Source organism: Leclercia sp. 1548 (assembly GCF_050435045.1).
Taxonomy (GTDB): domain Bacteria; phylum Pseudomonadota; class Gammaproteobacteria; order Enterobacterales; family Enterobacteriaceae; genus Enterobacter; species Enterobacter adecarboxylatus.
This window is the reverse complement of sequence record NZ_JBNDJP010000010.1, coordinates 87,482-105,716: the sequence shown is the minus strand read 5'-3', so window position 1 is coordinate 105,716 and position 18,235 is coordinate 87,482. Positions and strand designations below refer to the sequence as shown.

The window sequence follows — 18,235 nt, the reverse complement described above, 5'->3', positions numbered from 1 at the left end:
GATTACCCCTTGGCTGCGACCCGGAAGCCATTTTCCAGATCGGCAATTAAATCTTCACAATCTTCAATACCGGTTGAGATTCGCAGCAGCGTCTCAGAAATCCCGGCGGCGGCACGCGCTTCTGGCGCCATGCCTGCGTGCGTCATTGTTGCGGCGTGGGAGATTAAGCTTTCGACTCCCCCTAAAGATTCCGCCAGCGTAAACAGTGACAACCCGCTCAGGAAGCGACGCAGCGTCTGCTCATCGCCATCCAGTTCAAAACTTAACATCGCGCCAAACCCCTTTTGTTGACGCGCCGCAATCTCGTGTCCCTGGTTCTCCGGCAGCGACGGGTGATAAAGCTTTTTCACCAGCGGCTGGGTCTTCAGGAAATCGACAATCGCCTGGGCATTACGCTGCGCCACGTCCATACGCGGCGACAGGGTACGTAGCCCACGCAGCAACAGGTAGCTGTCAAACGCACTGCCGGTAACGCCGATGTTATTCGCCCACCATGCCAGTTCGGTGACAAGCTCTGGATCTTTGGCAATTACGACCCCGGCGACAACATCGGAGTGGCCGTTCAGGTATTTGGTGCATGAATGCAATACCAGATCCGCTCCCAGTGCCAGCGGGTTCTGCAAGGCCGGACTGAGGAACGTATTATCCACTACACTTATCGCTCCCGCATCCCTTGAAAGCTGACAAATTTTTGCAATGTCCACGACGCGCAGCAGTGGGTTGCTTGGACTTTCGACTAAAACCAGCTTCGGCTTTTCTGCCAGCGCCTGTTTCAGCGCCTGCTCATCACCCTGGTCGACAAACAGCACGCGATAGCAACCGCGCTTCGCCAGGCTGTCGAACAGTCGGTAGCTGCCGCCATAACAGTCGTGCGGAGCCACCAGCAGATCGCCAGGTTTCAGGAACACGGTGGTCACCAGGTGGATAGCCGACATGCCGGTATTGGTCATCACCGCGCCTGCGCCACCTTCCAGTTCCGCCAGCGCACGCTGGGTTACATCACGCGTCGGGTTACCACGGCGCGAGTAGTCATGGGCGCGTGGTTCATTAAATCCGGTGAAGTTATAGGTACTGGAGAGATGAATCGGCGGGACAACGCAGCCGTACTGTTCGTCATCATTCAATCCGCTACGCACTGCGATGGTGGCCTGTTTACGCGTCATGGTGAAGGCTTCCTGGCTTAATGGATGAAAAGTCAGGCACCAGAGTAAACATTGATTATATGGACGTCAATACATCTGGACATCTAAACTTCTTTGCGTATAGATTGAGCAATACGCAAATAGCCGTTAAAATTACATGCTTTAGCGCATAACGCAGAGGCAATATCCGTGTCACGGTGGCGTCTCTACGGTAAACTACGCAAGATTATGGCGCGAAACCCTGCGAACCGCTGCGGTGTCGGCCTCATATTAATGACAAAGAGGATTAAAGGTATCTCATGGCTGAATGGAGCGGCGAATATATCAGCCCATACGCTGAGCACGGTAAGAAGAGTGAACAAGTAAAAAAAATTACGGTTTCCATTCCTCTGAAGGTGTTGAAGATCCTCACCGATGAACGTACGCGTCGTCAGGTGAACAACCTGCGTCACGCAACTAACAGCGAACTGCTTTGCGAGGCGTTCCTGCATGCGTTTACCGGCCAACCGTTACCGAACGATGACGATCTGCGCAAAGAGCGCAGTGACGAAATCCCGGAAGAGGCGAAGGTGATCATGCGTGAACTGGGTATCGACCCGGAAACGTGGGAATACTAACGCTGCGGTGTGATCCCGCTGAGGGTGCTCAGCGGGATGGTTTCTCAGAAGTTGTAGCCTAAGCCTACGCGCAGACGCGTCTGGCGGTCGTCGCTGGTGGCGGTGTTATAGCCGGAAGAGACGTTACCCACTTCCACAAACGGCACCCACGAATCAATCTTATACGCCACGCGGAAGTTATATTCGTAATCTTCTTTTTTGTTGTTATACAAATCTTCGTTGTCGGCGAATTTATAAATACCGTTCAGTTCGAACATCCAGTTATCGATATTATATCCCAGCCACATTTCCGGGCGATATACCATACGATCATCTTTACCGTCTGCGTTACGCCGGGTATATTCGGTACGATAACGGAACGCCGTCCACCAGTTATCATTAATATTATACTGCACGCGTAAATAGGGTTTATAAATGGACATATTGTCGCCCATTTCAATGGCAATACCCGGCTGCCAGACAAACCCCTGCCAGGTGAACTGATAGCTGGCAGTATATTCGCTACTGTTGCTCTCCATATTATTCAGTGCATCGTTAGACTGCTTTTCATCAGAGCGCGAGACGGCCTCAACGGCTACACCAAAGCCCGTGCCAAAGCGGTGCGACATGTACACGCGGTCATAGTTACGCCCATCGTCGTAATACTCGTGTCGATAATCAACGTATCCTGCCTGCGCCGCACACGATATTAACGGAAGCGCGAATAAGAGTTGCGTCAGTTTCATCCTTTTTCCCTCAACGTAAATCTACCCTGAAAGCCATCGCGACTAAAATGGCAAATAAAAATTTATGTCGAGCGCAGTGTAATTTTACAAACAGGGATAAACCTTTTATTTATTGCCATATCTGGTAGCCAAATGGCAAAGATATCAAGAAGACAAAGATGAAGTTCACTATCCGTACAAATAGAATAACATGACGTGGCGGGGATTATTTTCAGGAAATTTAAAATATATATTTCAAAGAAGAATATAACTATAGAATTTATTCAGGAGATATATTTCAGGCAAAAAAAAACCGCCCTGAGGCGGTTTCTTCTGGATGCTTATTTTGCGCCCGGGATGTTGAAACGCTTGTTGAAGCGGTCAACACGGCCACCGGTTGCAACATCACGCTGCTTACCAGTGTAGAACGGGTGGCATTTGCCGCACACGTCCAGGTTCAGATCGTGGCCCACGGTAGAGCGGATCTGGATAGAGTTACCGCAAGAGCAGTTTGCAGTAATCATTTCGTATTTAGGATGGATATCTTTTTTCATGGGGAGAACCTCAGTTAAGGCCGCGTCGCTCTTCCAGCCCTAACGCCAGACACCACGCGATGTTGAATGTAAGTTCTTTGATGCAAAGTGCACCAAAGGCGGCGAATCATACAGAATTTAACCAGGGTATGCAAACTGATCCGCACGCCGCCTTTCACTAATGTGTATACTAACGCGCCACTTTTCAAGTCAGGAAGATTCGATGCCCGTTGCTCACGTTGCCCTGCCCGTTCCGCTTCCCCGTACCTTTGATTACCTGCTGCCAGATACGATGCAGGCCAAAGCGGGCTGTCGCGTGACGGTGCCGTTTGGCAAACAACAGCGGGTAGGCATTGTGGTCTCCGTGAGCCAGCAAAGCGAGCTGCCCCTCAGTGAACTGAAAAGCGTGGTTGAGGTGCTGGACGATGAGCCGGTCTTCTCCACCAGCGTCTGGCGACTGCTGTTATGGGCCGCCGACTATTATCACCATCCCATCGGCGACGTGCTATTTCACGCCTTGCCCATTCTGCTGCGTCAGGGGAAAAGCGCCAGCCACGCGCCGATGTGGTACTGGTTTGCCACCGAGCAGGGCCAAGCGGTGGACATTAATAGCCTGAAACGCTCCCCAAAACAGCAGCAGGCGCTGGCAGCGTTACGCCAGGGCCGGATCTGGCGTCATCAGGTCGAGAGCCTCGACTTTAACGATGCGGCGCTGCAGAGCTTACGCAAAAAAGGGCTGAGCGAGTTGGCCTGCGAAGCGCCCGCGCTGATCGACTGGCGCGATGGTTTTAGCGTGCCGGGCGACCGTCTGCGTCTAAATACCGAACAGGCCACCGCCGTCGGGGCGATCCACAGCGCCGCCGATCGCTTCTCGGCCTGGCTGCTGGCGGGCGTGACCGGCTCGGGTAAGACCGAAGTCTATCTGAGCGTGCTGGAAAACGTGCTGGCGCAGGGGAAGCAGGCGCTGGTGATGGTGCCGGAAATCGGCCTGACGCCGCAGACCATCGCCCGTTTTCGCGAACGCTTTAACGCCCCGGTCGAGGTGCTGCATTCAGGATTAAACGACAGCGAACGCCTCAGCGCCTGGCTGAAAGCCCGAAATGGTGAAGCGGCGATCGTGATCGGCACCCGTTCATCGCTGTTTACGCCGTTTAAAAATCTGGGCGTCATCGTGATCGACGAAGAGCACGATAGCTCTTATAAACAGCAGGAGGGCTGGCGCTATCACGCCCGCGACCTGGCGGTGTACCGCGCGCATAGCGAGCAGATCCCGATTATTCTCGGCTCGGCCACGCCTGCGCTGGAGACGCTGCACAACGTGCGCCAGCGTAAATATCACATGCTGCGCCTGACGCGCCGGGCGGGGAATGCCCGCCCTGCCGTGCAGCATGTACTCGATCTGAAAGGCCAGCAGGTGCAGGCGGGATTAGCCCCGGCGTTAATCACCCGCATGCGTCAGCATTTACAAGCCAACAACCAGGTGATCCTGTTTCTCAACCGTCGCGGCTTCGCCCCGGCGCTGCTGTGCCACGACTGCGGCTGGATAGCCGAATGTCCGCGCTGCGATCATTACTACACCCTGCATCAGGCCCAGCACCATTTACGCTGCCACCACTGCGACAGCCAACGTCCGATCCCGCGTCAGTGTCCGTCCTGCGGCTCGACACACATGGTGCCGGTCGGGCTGGGTACCGAGCAGCTGGAACAGGCCCTGGCCCCTTTCTTCCCGGGCGTGGCGATCTCGCGCATCGATCGCGACACCACCAGCCGCAAGGGCGCGCTTGAGCAGCAGCTGGCGGAGGTACATCGCGGCGGGGCGCGGATTCTGATTGGTACCCAGATGCTGGCAAAAGGGCACCACTTCCCGGACGTCACCCTGGTGGCGCTGCTGGACGTTGACGGCGCGCTGTTCTCGGCAGACTTCCGTTCCGCAGAGCGCTTTGCCCAGCTCTATACTCAGGTGGCCGGTCGCGCCGGGCGTGCCGGCAAGCAGGGCGAAGTGGTGTTGCAAACGCACCATCCTGAGCACCCGCTGCTGCAAACCCTGCTGCATAAAGGCTATGACGCCTTTGCGGAGCAGGCGCTGGCCGAGCGCCAGACCCTGCAGTTACCCCCGTGGACCAGCCATGTGATTATCCGCGCCGAGGATCACAACAACCAGCAGGCCCCGCTGTTCCTGCAGCAACTGCGCAATCTCCTGCAAGCCAGCCCGCTGGTGGACAATCAGCTGTGGATTTTAGGCCCGGTTCCGGCGCTGGCCCCGAAACGTGGCGGGCGATATCGCTGGCAAATCCTGCTCCAGCACCCTTCCAGGATCCGCCTGCAACATATCGTCAGCGGAACCTTAGCGTTAATTAACACCCTGCCGGAAGCGCGCAAAGTGAAGTGGGTGCTGGACGTTGATCCTATCGAAAGCTAAAAAATGGTGGGAGGCAGATCGAAAAATTTAACTCGCCTCACACTTTTTATGAAAATTCTGTAACCGCTTCCATTCGCAATCTGATAAAACTGACGCAGTCAGAAGAGCGGTGATACGCCTGCGAGGAGAAGAGGTTGAAGTCCAGGAAAGAGGTTGCCTCGGCGACCATGAAAGATGTTGCCCTGAAAGCAAAAGTCTCAACGGCAACGGTATCCCGAGCCTTAATGAATCCCGATAAAGTCTCTCAGAGCACGCGCAATCGTGTTGAGCAGGCTGCGCTGGAGGTGGGTTATCTGCCTCATGCGATGGGCCGTAACGTTAAACGTAACGAATCCCGCACCATCCTGGTCATTGTGCCCGACATCTGCGATCCCTTTTTCAGCGAAATTATCCGCGGCATTGAAGTGACCGCTGCGGCCCAGGGTTACCTGGTACTGATTGGCGACTGCGCGCACCAGAACCAGCAGGAAAAAACCTTCATCGACCTGATTATTACCAAGCAGATCGACGGCATGCTACTGCTCGGCTCCCGCCTGCCCTTCGATGCCAGCATTGAAGAGCAACGCAACCTGCCGCCGATGGTCATGGCCAACGAGTTTGCCCCTGAGCTGGAACTGCCTACCGTTCACATTGATAACCTCACCGCAGCCTTCAACGCCGTGAACTATCTACAGGAACTGGGCCATAAACGTATCGGCTGTATCGCCGGGCCGGAAGAGATGCCGCTGTGCCATTATCGCCTTCAGGGTTACGTGCAGGCGCTGCGCCGCACCGGGGCGACGGTGGATCCGCACTATATTGCCCGGGGCGATTTTACCTACGCCGCAGGCGGGCTGGCGCTGGAACAATTACTGTCGCTGCCCCAGCCGCCGACCGCGGTGTTCTGCCACAGCGACGTGATGGCGCTGGGCGCGTTATCGTATGCCAAGCGTCGCGGCCTGAATGTGCCGAAAGATCTCTCTATTATTGGCTTCGATAACATTTCATTGTCTGAGTTTTGCGATCCGCCGCTCACGACCGTGGCGCAGCCCCGCTATGATATTGGCCGGGAAGCGATGCTGTTGTTACTGGATCAACTGAACGGTCAAACGGTCAGCAGCGGCTCCCGTTTACTGGACTGTGAATTGATCCTTCGCGGTTCAACCCAGGCGCTAACGTAAAGCCGCCGCCTTTCAGACTTCCTCATCTGGTCAAAGGCCCGTCGCTTAAGTAACATGACGGGCTGACAAACGATAAAATACAGCGAAACGATAGTGGCACAACGAGATTATGTACGTCGCGGCCAGCCGGCACCTTCGCGACGCAAAAAGAGTAGCTCACGGAAACCGCAACGCAGCATGCCTGCGGTCTCGCCTGCCATGGTCGCGATTGCGGCGGCGGTACTGGTAGCATTTATCGGCGGCCTCTGGTTCATTACGCACCATAAAAAAGAAGAAGCAGAAGCGCTGCAGGGCAATAAAGTTGTCGGCAATGGCTTACCCCCAAAACCGGAAGAGCGCTGGCGCTATATTAAAGAGCTGGAGAGCCGCCAGCCGGGCGTCCGTGCGCCGACAGAACCTTCTGCCGGTGGCGAGGTGGTGGATCCCACTCAGTTAACCAACGAACAGCGTCAGTTACTGGCACAGATGCAGGCCGATATGCGCCAGCAGCCTACCCAGCTTAACGAAGTGCCGTGGAATGAACAGACGGCGGCTCAGCGCCAGCAAACGCTGCAACGTCAGCGTCAGGCACAGCAGCAAACTCAGCAGCAGCAACAGTGGGCGCAGAGCCAGACGGTACAGCAGCCAAAAGCGCAGCCGCGCGTAACGGAACAGCCGTATCAGCAACCGCGTACCGCGCAGACTCAGCCGGTTCAGCAGCCTAAAGCGCAGCCGTCGAAGCAAAATCAGCCGTATCAGGATCTGTTGCAGACTCCGGCGCATACCACCGCCCAGGCACCGAAAACGCAGCAGGCCGCGCCAATCACCAAAGAGACCGAGGCGCCAAAGCAGACGGCTGAGAAGAAAGACGATCGCCGCTGGATGGTGCAGTGCGGCTCCTTTAAAGGGGCAGAGCAGGCAGAAACCGTACGGGCGCAGCTGGCCTTTGAAGGGTTTGACTCGCGCATCACCACCAATAACGGCTGGAACCGCGTAGTGATTGGGCCGGTCAAAGGCAAAGACAATGCCGATGGCACCATCTCCCGTCTGAAGATGGCAGGTCACACAAACTGCATTCGACTCGCTTCCGGGGGTTGAAACCCCCAAAATCCCCCCCATCTATACTCCTATTCAGCCCTGAGCACTGCCTCGGGGCTTCTATTCCGAATTTGTAACCAGGGGGTCTGCTCGTGACAACAATAGTAAGTGTACGCCGTAACGGCCAGGTGGTAATTGCCGGTGATGGCCAGGCCACACTGGGTAATACCGTCATGAAAGGCAACGTGAAAAAAGTGCGTCGTCTGTATAACGACAAAGTGATCGCCGGTTTTGCAGGCGGTACTGCTGACGCCTTCACGCTGTTTGAACTGTTTGAACGTAAACTGGAAATGCATCAGGGCCATCTGGTGAAAGCCGCTGTTGAGCTGGCGAAAGACTGGCGTACCGATCGCATGCTGCGCAAGCTTGAAGCACTGCTGGCGGTCGCTGATGAAAATGCTTCACTGATCATCACCGGTAACGGTGACGTGGTACAGCCAGAAAACGACCTGATTGCTATCGGTTCCGGCGGCCCGTACGCCCAGGCTGCCGCCCGCGCGCTGTTGGAGAACTCCGACCTTGGCGCGCGCGATATCGCTGTGAAAGCGTTGGATATTGCAGGTGATATCTGCATCTACACCAACCACTTCCACACCATCGAAGAATTGCCGTCTAAGGCGTAAGGATTTCTCATGTCTGAAATGACCCCACGCGAAATTGTCAGCGAACTGAACAAACACATTATCGGCCAGGATAACGCCAAGCGTTCCGTGGCGATTGCCTTGCGTAACCGCTGGCGTCGTATGCAGCTGGATGAAATGCTGCGCCATGAAGTGACGCCGAAAAACATTCTGATGATCGGCCCGACCGGTGTCGGTAAAACCGAGATCGCACGTCGTCTGGCGAAACTGGCTAACGCGCCGTTCATCAAAGTTGAAGCGACCAAGTTCACCGAAGTGGGCTATGTCGGGAAAGAAGTGGATTCTATCATCCGCGATCTGACCGATTCCGCTATTAAAATGGTGCGCGTCCAGTCCATCGAGAAAAACCGCTATCGCGCCGAAGAAATGGCGGAAGAGCGCGTGCTGGATGTGCTGATCCCACCGGCAAAAAACAACTGGGGCCAGGCAGAACAGCCTGCTGAGCCGTCAGCTGCACGCCAGGCGTTCCGCAAAAAACTGCGCGAAGGCCAGCTGGATGACAAAGAGATTGAGATCGATCTCGCCGCCGCACCAATGGGTGTGGAGATCATGTCACCTCCAGGCATGGAAGAGATGACCAGCCAGCTGCAATCCATGTTCCAGAACCTGGGCGGGCAGAAGCAGAAGCCGCGTAAATTGAAAATCAAAGACGCGATGAAGCTGCTGATTGAAGAAGAAGCAGCCAAACTGGTAAACCCGGAAGAGCTGAAGCAGGACGCCATCGACGCCGTTGAACAGCACGGCATCGTGTTTATCGATGAGATCGATAAAATCTGTAAGCGTGGCGAGTCTTCCGGCCCGGATGTCTCCCGTGAAGGCGTACAGCGCGACCTGCTGCCGCTGGTTGAAGGTTGCACAGTCTCCACCAAGCACGGCATGGTAAAAACCGACCACATTCTGTTTATCGCTTCTGGTGCATTCCAGGTGGCGAAGCCGTCTGATCTGATCCCGGAACTGCAGGGCCGTCTGCCGATCCGCGTTGAGCTGCAGGCGCTGACCACTGAAGACTTCGAGCGTATCCTGACCGAGCCAAACGCCTCTGTGACCGTACAGTACAAAGCACTGATGGCGACCGAAGGCGTGAACATTGAGTTCACCGAAGACGGTATTAAGCGAATTGCTCAGGCAGCCTGGCAGGTTAACGAAACCACCGAAAACATCGGTGCGCGTCGTCTGCACACCGTGCTGGAGCGCCTGATGGAAGACATCTCTTATGATGCGAGCGATCTGAACGGTCAGAGCATTACCATCGATGCCGACTATGTGAGTAAGCATCTTGATGCTTTAGTAGCAGATGAAGATCTGAGCCGTTTTATCTTATAATCGCGGTCATTGCATTTTCATCACTGATGATGGGGCTGAAAAGCCCCATTTTTATTGGCTAAAAATCTTATGACTGAAATCAGCCGTACACGTGCCTGGCTGGAAAGCCTGCGTCCTAAAACCCTTCCTCTCGCCTTCGCCGCCATTATCGTCGGCACGGCCCTTGCGTGGTGGCAGGGCTATTTCGATCCGCTGGTCGCTGCGCTGGCGCTCGTCACCGCCGGACTACTGCAAATCCTCTCTAATCTCGCTAACGACTATGGCGATGCAGTCAAAGGCAGCGATAAACCCGACCGTATCGGGCCTTTGCGCGGGATGCAGAAAGGGGTGATCACCCAGGAGCAGATGAAGCGGGCGCTGATTATCACCGTCGTGTTGATTTGTCTCTCCGGGATTGCCCTGGTGCTGGTGGCCTGTAAAACCCCGGCGGATGCCGTTGGCTTCCTCGTACTCGGCCTATTGGCGATTGTCGCGGCGATCACCTATACCGTCGGCACCCGTCCTTACGGATACATTGGGCTGGGTGACATATCGGTGCTGGTGTTTTTCGGCTGGCTGAGCGTGATGGGCAGCTGGTATCTGCAGGCGCATACCCTGATTCCGGCGCTGTTCCTGCCAGCCACCGCCTGCGGCATGCTGGCGACAGCGGTGCTCAATATTAACAACCTGCGGGATATCGACAGCGATCGCCTGAACGGTAAGAACACGCTGGCGGTCCGTCTGGGTCCGGTCAATGCGCGCCGCTACCATGCCTGCCTGCTGATGGGTGCCCTGCTTTGTCTGGCCCTGTTCAACCTGCTGTCGCTGCACAGCCTGTGGGGCTGGTTGTTTGTACTCGCCACGCCGCTGCTGGTCAAACAGGCACGTTATGTGATGCGCGAGCAGAGCGCCTCGGCCATGCCGCCAATGCTGGAACGCACGGTAAAAGGGGCATTGCTGACTAACCTGTTGTTCGTAGTCGGGATTGTCCTTAGCCAGACGCTAAGTTAGCTGACAAATATCAATTAACAATTGATGATTTTGCCAACAATGCATTTCGCGCGATATACTGAAATCACTCGCAGCAACTGAACTTAAGCCTATGAAATACGATACCTCCGAGCTTTGTGACATCTACCAGGAAGATGTTAACGTCGTAGAACCGCTGTTTTCCAACTTTGGAGGACGGTCGTCGTTTGGCGGACAAATCATTACGGTGAAATGTTTTGAGGATAACGGGTTGCTGTACGATCTGCTCGAACAGAACGGCCGTGGTCGCATTCTGTTGATTGACGGCGGCGGCTCCGTGCGCCGGGCCTTGATCGATGCAGAACTTGCCCGTCTCGCCACGCAAAACGAGTGGGAAGGCATTGTGGTGTATGGCGCGGTGCGTCAGGTCGATGACCTCGAAGAACTGGATATTGGCATTCAGGCGATTGCTGCTATTCCGGTAGGTGCCGCAGGCGAAGGCATTGGCGAAAGCGACATACGCGTCAATTTCGGCGGCGTGACGTTCTTCTCCGGCGACCATCTGTATGCCGACAACACTGGCATTATCCTGTCTGAAGATCCGCTGGATATTGAGTAGTGAATGAAGGCCATCTGGTATCTAGATGGCCTTCTTTATTTATTTCTATCCATCTCATAATGGATTAATCGTATCTCTGGCAGTCCATTTGATTCATCTGCCGAAACACTCATTATCTCGCGACGTTGTGGATAATCATTTATCCAGGTATCAAGTTGCTCCACAAGTGTACCAACCTCATTTTTATTGATGTTGGTAAAAACGATCTCATTCCATTTCAACCCGCTTCCCTCATCTGTTTGACCAACAAAATACCAGTGGCTTGATATCCTTGGGGTCCGTTTAAGCGCTTCTGGAGTTACCATGTGGTAGAGAAAAAAGTCGTCTTGTGTGTAACAGACTGGCACAAAAACCCTTGCCGCCAGGGACATGTACCCAACCCCCATGGCAACAATAAAAATAGTAAAAACTATCAACTTAGAATTTTTCATAAGCTAAGCTCACGAACATACTCTGGCTTTGCCACAGGCGTAATTGTACTCATGAAAGCGGGTAATATTCCCAAGTGCGGTTCAAGTTTGCATGTTTTTTCAAGCGGGTCAGGAAATAGAAGAGGCAACACACTTTTATTTTTATATTCACTAACAGGGCCACCACGAGGCATAACCATTTGCTGCCATAACCTTACAGCACCAGTTGGATTGGCATGCCCAGGATCGATCCATCCCAGATTTTCTGTATAAATAAGGCCTGTGGGGGTATTACGGGCAATATATCGGTCAGAATTATCGATAATATCGCTTCGTTTAGTCATCTCGCATTCCTTGTGAGTAACGTAATGAGCGATCGTATTCTCTCCAAATAAAAAAGGCATCCATTACAGATGCCTTTTTCAAAAATTCGGAATTAAACCTCTTCCATACGTCCCAGCAGGGCATGCAGACGATCCTGCCAGCCGTTCTGCTGTTCGCGCAGATGTTGGTTTTCACGCTCCAGCTCTTCGCGACCGTGCTGAGCAGTCTGAATTTCCTGCGACAGTGCGTTGTTTTTTTCTTTCAGCTCTTCGATTTCCATCTGCAGCAGGGTGATGGTATCAATCGCCTGCTGTACTTTGGATTCCAGTTTCTCAAACACTTCTAAAGACATAATCCTACCTCTCCTGAATTTGCAAGGCGACGCTTTGACGTAAACGCGCACAACACCTGGTGTCGATTGTATGGAGCGCCGCCCTCCCTGTCCAGCGGCAGACCGCGCAGATTGCGGTTTGCAACACTTTTCAGTCTCCTCCTGGTGCGTTCGCATCATATACCCCTAAATTGTTAACACTTCCGTTAATAGAATGCTTATGCCCGCCCTGGCGTATAAACGCTAATGCACACTTCATGGCGCGATATCGCTCATTTTCTTGACGCGGTACACACATTTTAATTTCGATATTTCTCGTTTTTGCTCGTTAACGATAAATTAACACTGTGTCTACAGGACATCGTGGCGATGGTGACGTTCGGCGCGATAACAATAACCATTATTTTTCTTTCAGGATCCGATTATGAGTGAAACATCAACCTTAAAAGGCCAGTGCATCGCAGAGTTCCTGGGTACTGGGTTGTTGATTTTCTTTGGCGTAGGTTGTGTGGCGGCGCTGAAAGTGGCGGGCGCCAGCTTCGGTCAGTGGGAAATCAGCGTGATCTGGGGTCTGGGCGTGGCGATGGCCATCTACCTGACGGCGGGGGTTTCAGGTGCCCATCTTAACCCTGCGGTGACCATCGCGTTGTGGCTGTTTGCCTGCTTTGACAAACGCAAGGTTGTTCCTTTTATCGTGGCGCAGTTTGCCGGTGCCTTTTGTGCAGCGGCGTTAGTTTACGGGCTTTATTACAACCTGTTTATCGACTTCGAACAGACGCACCATATGGTGCGTGGCAGCACCGAAAGCCTCGAGCTGGCGGGTATCTTCTCCACCTATCCGAATCCGCACATTAATTTTGTGCAGGCCTTCGCAGTAGAGATGGTGATTACCGCTATCCTGATGGGCGTTATTATGGCGCTGGGTGATGACGGTAACGGCATTCCGCGCGGCCCGCTGGCACCGCTGCTGATTGGTTTACTGATTGCGGTGATCGGTGCATCTATGGGACCGCTGACGGGCTTCGCCATGAACCCGGCGCGCGATTTGGGACCCAAGACTTTTGCCTTCTTTGCGGGCTGGGGCGAGGTAGCCTTTACCGGTGCGAAAGATATTCCTTACTTCCTGGTGCCGCTGTTCGGGCCTATCGTTGGGGCATCACTTGGCGCATTTGGCTATCGTAAGTTAATTGGCCGCCATCTGCCGTGCGACACCTGTGTGGTTGAGGAGAAGAAAAGCCTCTCCACAACTGAATCAAAAGCTTCGCTGTAATCTGACTACGGGACACATAATATGACCGACAAAAAATATATCGTTGCGCTCGACCAGGGCACGACCAGCTCCCGCGCTGTCGTTATGGATCATGACGCGAACATCGTCAGCGTGTCACAGCGCGAATTCGAGCAAATCTATCCTCGTCCAGGCTGGGTAGAACACGATCCAATGGAAATCTGGGCATCGCAAAGCTCGACGCTGGTTGAAGTGCTGGCGAAAGCCGATATCAGCTCCGATGAGATTGCGGCCATCGGCATTACCAACCAGCGTGAAACGGCCATTGTCTGGGAACGCGAAACCGGTAAGCCTATTTACAACGCCATCGTCTGGCAGTGCCGTCGCACTGCGGATATCTGCGAAAAGCTCAAGCGCGACGGTATGGAAGAGTACGTGCGCAGCGCCACAGGCCTGGTGGTGGACCCGTACTTCTCCGGCACGAAAGTGAAATGGATCCTCGACCACGTTGAAGGCTCCCGCGAGCGTGCCAAACGCGGCGAACTGCTGTTCGGCACCGTCGATACCTGGCTTATCTGGAAGATGACCCAGGGACGCGTACACGTGACCGATTACACCAACGCCTCGCGCACCATGCTGTTCAACATCCACGAGCTGGACTGGGATGAAAAAATGCTGGACGCGCTGGACATCCCGCGCGCCATGCTGCCGCAGGTACGTAAGTCGTCTGAAGTGTACGGCCAGACCAATATCGGCGGTAAAGGCGGCACCCGTATTCCGATTGCCGGGATCGCTGGCGACCAGCAGGCGGCGCTGTTTGGCCAGCTGTGCGTAAAAGAAGGGATGGCGAAAAATACCTACGGCACCGGCTGCTTTATGCTGATGAATACCGGCGAAAAAGCGGTGAAATCAGAGCATGGCCTGCTGACCACCATCGCTTGCGGCCCGCGCGGCGAAGTAAACTACGCCCTGGAAGGCGCGGTGTTTATGGCCGGGGCCTCCATTCAGTGGCTGCGCGACGAGATGAAGCTTATCAGCGATGCCTTTGACTCGGAGTATTTCGCCACCAAGGTGAAAGATACCAACGGGGTGTATGTGGTTCCGGCCTTTACCGGCCTGGGCGCGCCGTACTGGGACCCGTATGCACGCGGGGCGATTTTCGGCCTGACGCGTGGGGTGAACTCCAACCATATTATTCGCGCTACGCTTGAGTCGATTGCCTATCAGACCCGTGATGTGCTGGAAGCGATGCAGGCCGACTCCGGTATTCGTCTGCATGCCCTGCGCGTGGACGGCGGCGCGGTGGCTAACAACTTCCTGATGCAGTTCCAGTCCGATATTCTGGGCACCCGTGTGGAGCGCCCGGAAGTGCGTGAAGTGACGGCACTGGGGGCGGCTTATCTTGCTGGCCTGGCGGTCGGCTTCTGGCAGAACCTGGACGAGTTGCAGGAGAAAGCGGTCATCGAGCGTGAATTCCGTCCGGGCATCGAAACCACCGAGCGCAACTACCGCTACAGTGGCTGGAAGAAAGCGGTGAAACGCGCCCTGGCGTGGGAAGAGCACGACGAGTAAGACAAACATCCCCCTCACCCCGGCCCTCTCCCCAAAGGGGAGAGGGTGTTTTAAGTCCCCTCGCCCCTTTGGGGAGAGGGTTAGGGAGAGGGGTTCAGACCGCGCCCCCCTCCCCCTTCCCCACTCTGTGATAAACTTCGTGCAATTCCTTTTGACCGCACGAGTATCCAATGAAACGTGAACTTGCTATCGAATTTTCCCGCGTGACCGAAGCTGCCGCTCTGGCAGGCTATAAATGGCTTGGCCGTGGCGATAAAAATACCGCCGACGGCGCAGCCGTCCATGCCATGCGCATTATGCTTAACCAGGTCAACATCGACGGCACTATCGTGATTGGCGAAGGCGAAATCGACGAAGCGCCGATGCTGTTTATCGGTGAAAAAGTGGGAACCGGCAATGGCGATGCGGTGGATATCGCCGTGGATCCGATTGAAGGCACCCGCATGACCGCTATGGGTCAGGCTAACGCGCTGGCCGTGCTGGCCGTAGGCGATAAAGGCACCTTCCTCAACGCGCCTGATATGTATATGGAAAAGCTGATTGTCGGGCCTGGCGCAAAAGGGATTATCGATCTTAATCTGCCGCTGGCAGATAACCTGCGTAACATTGCTGCCGCGCTCGGGAAACCGCTGAGCGAACTGACGGTCACCATCCTGGCAAAACCGCGTCATGATGCAGTCATCGCCCATATGCAGCAGCTGGGTGTGCGCGTCTTTGCGATCCCTGATGGCGACGTGGCGGCCTCTATCCTTACCTGTATGCCGGACAGCGAAGTCGACGTGCTTTACGGCATCGGTGGCGCACCGGAAGGGGTGGTATCCGCTGCGGTGATCCGCGCCCTCGACGGTGATATGCAGGGCCGTCTGCTGGCCCGTCACGAGGTGAAAGGCGACAGCGAAGAAAACCGCCGTATCGGTGAGCAAGAGCTGGCCCGCTGTGCCGCTATGGGTATTAAGGCCAATACCGTGCTGCGTCTGGATGATATGGCGCGCAGCGACAACGTTATCTTCTCTGCTACCGGCATCACCAAAGGCGATCTGTTGGACGGCATCAGCCGCAAAGGCAATATGGCCACCACCGAAACGCTGCTGATCCGCGGTAAATCCCGCACCATTCGCCGCATCCAGTCGATTCACTATCTCGACCGCAAAGATCCCGACGTGCAGACCCACATTCTGTAAAACCGTTTGATCAATTGAGCTTTCCGGCCCCCGCGGGCTGGAAATCTCCCTCTCAGGTAAGGAAGATATAACCCGAGATCAGCACAGGAGAACATCATGGCAGACTGGGTAACAGGTAAAGTCAAAAAGGTAGAGTTCTGGACCGATGCGCTATTTAGTCTGACCGTCCATGCGCCCATCCAGCCTTTTACGGCCGGGCAATTCGCCAAGCTGGGACTGGAAATCGACGGCGAACGCGTGCAGCGCGCCTACTCCTATGTCAACGCGCCGGATAACCCGGATCTCGAGTTCTATCTTGTCACCGTTCCCGATGGCAAACTCAGCCCGCGGCTGGCGGCACTCAAACCCGACGATGAGATCCAAATAGTCAGCGAAGCGGCAGGCTTCTTCGTGCTTGAGGAAGTGCCGGACTGCGACACCCTGTGGATGCTGGCGACCGGTACTGCCATCGGCCCGTACCTTTCGATCCTGCAATACGGGAAAGACCTGGAGCGTTTTAAAAATATCGTCCTGGTGCATGCCGCGCGCTACGCTGCTGACCTGAGCTACCTGCCGCAGATGCTGGAGCTACAGAAACGCTATGAAGGGAAAGTGAAAGTTCAGACGGTGGTGAGTCGCGAGACGGTAGCGGGTTCGCTGACCGGACGTGTACCGGCGCTGATTGAAAGCGGAGAACTGGAAGCTGCCGTTGGCCTGCCGATGACCGCCGAGACCAGCCATGTCATGTTGTGCGGCAACCCGCAGATGGTACGTGACACCCAACAACTGCTGAAAGAGACCCGGCAGATGACCAAGCATTTACGCCGTCGGCCGGGCCATATGACTGCAGAGCACTACTGGTAATTAACGGTACTTTACGTCGATCGTATCTTTGCCGTATTTATTCTCGCCCTGGGTGCCCACGAAAGCGCCCAGGTCGACAATAAGCATCACAAAAATAACGGTGGGGATCAGCCTGCCAACCACCCATGGCAGCATGGACGGCAGCATCGACCAGTTACCTGCCAGCAGCATCCACGCCAGCACCACCAGCAGTGCCCACAGCCCCGAACGCCCCCGATCGTGCAGACGTTTCACTAACACCGCCGCCGTTGGCCATAACAGCGAAACCAGCGCGAAAGCCGCCGTCTGAGTGTTCAGCCACGCATTATTGGCAGAAATAAACAGACCCAGCATGGCGATAATCCATACGCCAATCCAGATCCAGAAATCACGGCGCCCAATACGCCCTCTGAATGAAAACAACCACTGCTGTATGGTCATGCCAGGTTCCTTATTATCATCGCGGAGCGTAGTTTACCCTGGAGTCGCATCCTTTTGACAAGCCAGCCGGATATGGTTTTAATCGTGGGCAGTAACAGTGAGAGACTTTATTGATGAAGATGCGGTTTTCCCTTATTTGGCTGGGTTTAATGCTGTCCTGTGCGAGCATTTCTCTGCGTGCTGCCGAGACATCCGCACCTGCGACTGCGCCCTACGTGATGCCTGGCGCACCGTCATTTGATCAATCCATTAGTCTGTTCCGCGAAAGCTTTAACAGTGCTAACCCCACCCTGCCACTCAATGAATTTCGCGCCATAGAAGGTGCCCGGGATACCCCCACCCTGACCCGCGCCGCCAGTAAAATTAATGAGAACTTATACGCTTCAACGGCGCTGGAACGCGGAACGCTCAAAATCAAGAGCATGCAGATCACCTGGCTGCCGATCCAGGGGCCGGAGCAAAAAGCCGCTAAAGCCAAAGCGCTGGAGTACATGAGCGCCATTTTACGGGCGTTTACCCCGGCGTTGACCAAAGCACAAAGCCAGCAAAAGCTGCAAAAGCTGCTGACTGCCGGTAAAAACAAACGCTATTACGCCGAAACGGAAGGTGCGGTTCGTTACGTAGTGGCAGATAACGGCGAAAAGGGGCTGACCTTCGCTGTTGAACCGATTAAGCTGGCGTTATCTGAGACCCTCGGCGGGGCGAATTAATGACAAAAAGCAAAGCCTTTCGAGGGAAAATCT

Annotated in this window: 20 protein-coding genes; 13 read left to right on the top strand and 7 right to left on the bottom strand. The window is 54.8% G+C overall.

The genetic code is table 11. The features are described from left to right. Nucleotides 1–2: 2 nt before the first annotated feature. Nucleotides 3–1,163 (bottom strand): cystathionine gamma-synthase, encoded by a 1,161-nt coding sequence (gene metB, locus ABIE02_RS21450; RefSeq protein ID WP_032615276.1) that lies wholly within the window; start codon nucleotides 1,161–1,163, stop codon nucleotides 3–5. A gap of 278 nt (nucleotides 1,164–1,441) precedes the next feature. On the opposite strand from metB, the gene metJ reads away from it, so the two are divergent. Next, the gene (metJ, locus tag ABIE02_RS21445; RefSeq protein WP_003862042.1) at nucleotides 1,442–1,759 is read left to right on the top strand and encodes a met regulon transcriptional regulator MetJ; all 318 of its coding nucleotides are present in this window, start codon (nucleotides 1,442–1,444) and stop codon (nucleotides 1,757–1,759) included. Nucleotides 1,760–1,803: 44 nt separating this feature from the next. Here metJ and ABIE02_RS21440 read toward each other — a convergent pair whose 3' ends face one another. Both ABIE02_RS21440 and rpmE read right to left on the bottom strand, forming a co-directional pair. Continuing rightward, a complete protein-coding gene (locus ABIE02_RS21440) occupies nucleotides 1,804–2,484 on the bottom strand; it encodes an oligogalacturonate-specific porin KdgM family protein (RefSeq protein WP_336995145.1) in 681 nt (226 codons plus the stop codon). 320 nt (nucleotides 2,485–2,804) lie between these two features. After that, a complete protein-coding gene (gene rpmE, locus ABIE02_RS21435) occupies nucleotides 2,805–3,017 on the bottom strand; it encodes a 50S ribosomal protein L31 (RefSeq protein ID WP_032615278.1) in 213 nt (70 codons plus the stop codon). A gap of 202 nt (nucleotides 3,018–3,219) precedes the next feature. Between rpmE and priA the strand changes: the two genes are divergently transcribed. The 7 genes from priA to rraA all read left to right on the top strand — a co-directional run bounded on the left by priA (nucleotide 3,220) and on the right by rraA (nucleotide 11,183). Next, on the top strand, nucleotides 3,220–5,415 hold the full coding sequence (gene priA / locus ABIE02_RS21430; protein ID WP_336995144.1) for a primosomal protein N': 2,196 nt from the start codon (nucleotides 3,220–3,222) through the stop codon (nucleotides 5,413–5,415). A gap of 134 nt (nucleotides 5,416–5,549) precedes the next feature. Next, entirely contained in the window at nucleotides 5,550–6,575 is a 1,026-nt protein-coding gene (cytR, locus tag ABIE02_RS21425; protein WP_336995143.1) for a DNA-binding transcriptional regulator CytR, read from the top strand. A 93-nt stretch (nucleotides 6,576–6,668) separates the two neighbouring features. Beyond that, the gene (gene ftsN, locus ABIE02_RS21420) at nucleotides 6,669–7,652 is read left to right on the top strand and encodes a cell division protein FtsN (RefSeq protein ID WP_336995142.1); all 984 of its coding nucleotides are present in this window, start codon (nucleotides 6,669–6,671) and stop codon (nucleotides 7,650–7,652) included. 92 nt (nucleotides 7,653–7,744) lie between these two features. Beyond that, on the top strand, nucleotides 7,745–8,275 hold the full coding sequence (gene hslV / locus ABIE02_RS21415) for an ATP-dependent protease subunit HslV (RefSeq protein WP_032615282.1): 531 nt from the start codon (nucleotides 7,745–7,747) through the stop codon (nucleotides 8,273–8,275). A gap of 9 nt (nucleotides 8,276–8,284) precedes the next feature. Next, nucleotides 8,285–9,616, top strand: a complete 1,332-nt coding sequence (gene hslU, locus ABIE02_RS21410; protein ID WP_032615283.1) for an HslU--HslV peptidase ATPase subunit — start codon at nucleotides 8,285–8,287, stop codon at nucleotides 9,614–9,616. Between the two features lie 69 nt (nucleotides 9,617–9,685). After that, on the top strand, nucleotides 9,686–10,606 hold the full coding sequence (menA, locus tag ABIE02_RS21405) for a 1,4-dihydroxy-2-naphthoate polyprenyltransferase (protein WP_336995141.1): 921 nt from the start codon (nucleotides 9,686–9,688) through the stop codon (nucleotides 10,604–10,606). Nucleotides 10,607–10,697: 91 nt separating this feature from the next. Beyond that, nucleotides 10,698–11,183 (top strand): ribonuclease E activity regulator RraA, encoded by a 486-nt coding sequence (rraA, locus tag ABIE02_RS21400; RefSeq protein ID WP_032615286.1) that lies wholly within the window; start codon nucleotides 10,698–10,700, stop codon nucleotides 11,181–11,183. A gap of 35 nt (nucleotides 11,184–11,218) precedes the next feature. Here the strand turns inward: rraA and ABIE02_RS21395 are convergent, their stop codons facing one another. The 3 genes from ABIE02_RS21395 to zapB form a co-directional block, all read right to left on the bottom strand. Continuing rightward, nucleotides 11,219–11,614 carry a hypothetical protein gene (locus ABIE02_RS21395; protein WP_336995140.1) on the bottom strand — a complete coding sequence of 132 codons (396 nt, stop codon included), beginning with the start codon at nucleotides 11,612–11,614 and terminating at the stop codon, nucleotides 11,219–11,221. Beyond that, nucleotides 11,611–11,937, bottom strand: coding sequence for a hypothetical protein (locus ABIE02_RS21390; protein ID WP_336995139.1), 327 nt, complete (start codon nucleotides 11,935–11,937; stop codon nucleotides 11,611–11,613). The genes ABIE02_RS21395 and ABIE02_RS21390 overlap by 4 nt, the downstream gene beginning before the upstream one ends. Before the next feature lie 92 nt (nucleotides 11,938–12,029). Further along, nucleotides 12,030–12,269 (bottom strand): septal ring assembly protein ZapB, encoded by a 240-nt coding sequence (zapB, locus tag ABIE02_RS21385; RefSeq protein ID WP_032615290.1) that lies wholly within the window; start codon nucleotides 12,267–12,269, stop codon nucleotides 12,030–12,032. 403 nt (nucleotides 12,270–12,672) lie between these two features. Between zapB and ABIE02_RS21380 the strand changes: the two genes are divergently transcribed. The 4 genes from ABIE02_RS21380 (at nucleotide 12,673) to fpr (ending at nucleotide 17,072) form a co-directional block, all read left to right on the top strand. Further along, the gene (locus ABIE02_RS21380) at nucleotides 12,673–13,518 is read left to right on the top strand and encodes an MIP/aquaporin family protein (RefSeq protein WP_032615292.1); all 846 of its coding nucleotides are present in this window, start codon (nucleotides 12,673–12,675) and stop codon (nucleotides 13,516–13,518) included. 21 nt (nucleotides 13,519–13,539) lie between these two features. Beyond that, a complete protein-coding gene (glpK, locus tag ABIE02_RS21375; RefSeq protein WP_032615293.1) occupies nucleotides 13,540–15,048 on the top strand; it encodes a glycerol kinase GlpK in 1,509 nt (502 codons plus the stop codon). 170 nt (nucleotides 15,049–15,218) lie between these two features. Then, nucleotides 15,219–16,229, top strand: coding sequence for a class II fructose-bisphosphatase (gene glpX, locus ABIE02_RS21370; RefSeq protein ID WP_032615294.1), 1,011 nt, complete (start codon nucleotides 15,219–15,221; stop codon nucleotides 16,227–16,229). Nucleotides 16,230–16,325: 96 nt separating this feature from the next. Continuing rightward, nucleotides 16,326–17,072 (top strand): ferredoxin--NADP(+) reductase, encoded by a 747-nt coding sequence (fpr, locus tag ABIE02_RS21365; protein WP_032615296.1) that lies wholly within the window; start codon nucleotides 16,326–16,328, stop codon nucleotides 17,070–17,072. Here the strand turns inward: fpr and ABIE02_RS21360 are convergent, their stop codons facing one another. Beyond that, a complete protein-coding gene (locus tag ABIE02_RS21360; RefSeq protein ID WP_059306952.1) occupies nucleotides 17,073–17,492 on the bottom strand; it encodes a DUF805 domain-containing protein in 420 nt (139 codons plus the stop codon). Between the two features lie 149 nt (nucleotides 17,493–17,641). Here ABIE02_RS21360 and ABIE02_RS21355 point away from each other — a divergent pair, with 149 nt between their 5' ends. After that, a complete protein-coding gene (locus ABIE02_RS21355; protein WP_103793415.1) occupies nucleotides 17,642–18,202 on the top strand; it encodes a DUF1454 family protein in 561 nt (186 codons plus the stop codon). Nucleotides 18,203–18,235 lie beyond the last annotated feature (33 nt).

What these genes read in the sequence shown, in the direction of transcription:
- metB (WP_032615276.1), bottom strand. Translation starts at nt 1,163, where the DNA reads ATGACGCGTAAACAGGCCACCATCGCAGTGCGTAGCGGATTGAATGAT.
- metJ (WP_003862042.1), top strand. Translation starts at nt 1,442, where the DNA reads ATGGCTGAATGGAGCGGCGAATATATCAGCCCATACGCTGAGCACGGT.
- ABIE02_RS21440 (WP_336995145.1), bottom strand. Translation starts at nt 2,484, where the DNA reads ATGAAACTGACGCAACTCTTATTCGCGCTTCCGTTAATATCGTGTGCG.
- rpmE (WP_032615278.1), bottom strand. Translation starts at nt 3,017, where the DNA reads ATGAAAAAAGATATCCATCCTAAATACGAAATGATTACTGCAAACTGC.
- priA (WP_336995144.1), top strand. Translation starts at nt 3,220, where the DNA reads ATGCCCGTTGCTCACGTTGCCCTGCCCGTTCCGCTTCCCCGTACCTTT.
- hslU (WP_032615283.1), top strand. Translation starts at nt 8,285, where the DNA reads ATGTCTGAAATGACCCCACGCGAAATTGTCAGCGAACTGAACAAACAC.
- menA (WP_336995141.1), top strand. Translation starts at nt 9,686, where the DNA reads ATGACTGAAATCAGCCGTACACGTGCCTGGCTGGAAAGCCTGCGTCCT.
- rraA (WP_032615286.1), top strand. Translation starts at nt 10,698, where the DNA reads ATGAAATACGATACCTCCGAGCTTTGTGACATCTACCAGGAAGATGTT.
- ABIE02_RS21395 (WP_336995140.1), bottom strand. Translation starts at nt 11,614, where the DNA reads ATGAAAAATTCTAAGTTGATAGTTTTTACTATTTTTATTGTTGCCATG.
- ABIE02_RS21390 (WP_336995139.1), bottom strand. Translation starts at nt 11,937, where the DNA reads ATGACTAAACGAAGCGATATTATCGATAATTCTGACCGATATATTGCC.
- zapB (WP_032615290.1), bottom strand. Translation starts at nt 12,269, where the DNA reads ATGTCTTTAGAAGTGTTTGAGAAACTGGAATCCAAAGTACAGCAGGCG.
- ABIE02_RS21380 (WP_032615292.1), top strand. Translation starts at nt 12,673, where the DNA reads ATGAGTGAAACATCAACCTTAAAAGGCCAGTGCATCGCAGAGTTCCTG.
- glpK (WP_032615293.1), top strand. Translation starts at nt 13,540, where the DNA reads ATGACCGACAAAAAATATATCGTTGCGCTCGACCAGGGCACGACCAGC.
- glpX (WP_032615294.1), top strand. Translation starts at nt 15,219, where the DNA reads ATGAAACGTGAACTTGCTATCGAATTTTCCCGCGTGACCGAAGCTGCC.
- fpr (WP_032615296.1), top strand. Translation starts at nt 16,326, where the DNA reads ATGGCAGACTGGGTAACAGGTAAAGTCAAAAAGGTAGAGTTCTGGACC.
- ABIE02_RS21360 (WP_059306952.1), bottom strand. Translation starts at nt 17,492, where the DNA reads ATGACCATACAGCAGTGGTTGTTTTCATTCAGAGGGCGTATTGGGCGC.
- ABIE02_RS21355 (WP_103793415.1), top strand. Translation starts at nt 17,642, where the DNA reads ATGCTGTCCTGTGCGAGCATTTCTCTGCGTGCTGCCGAGACATCCGCA.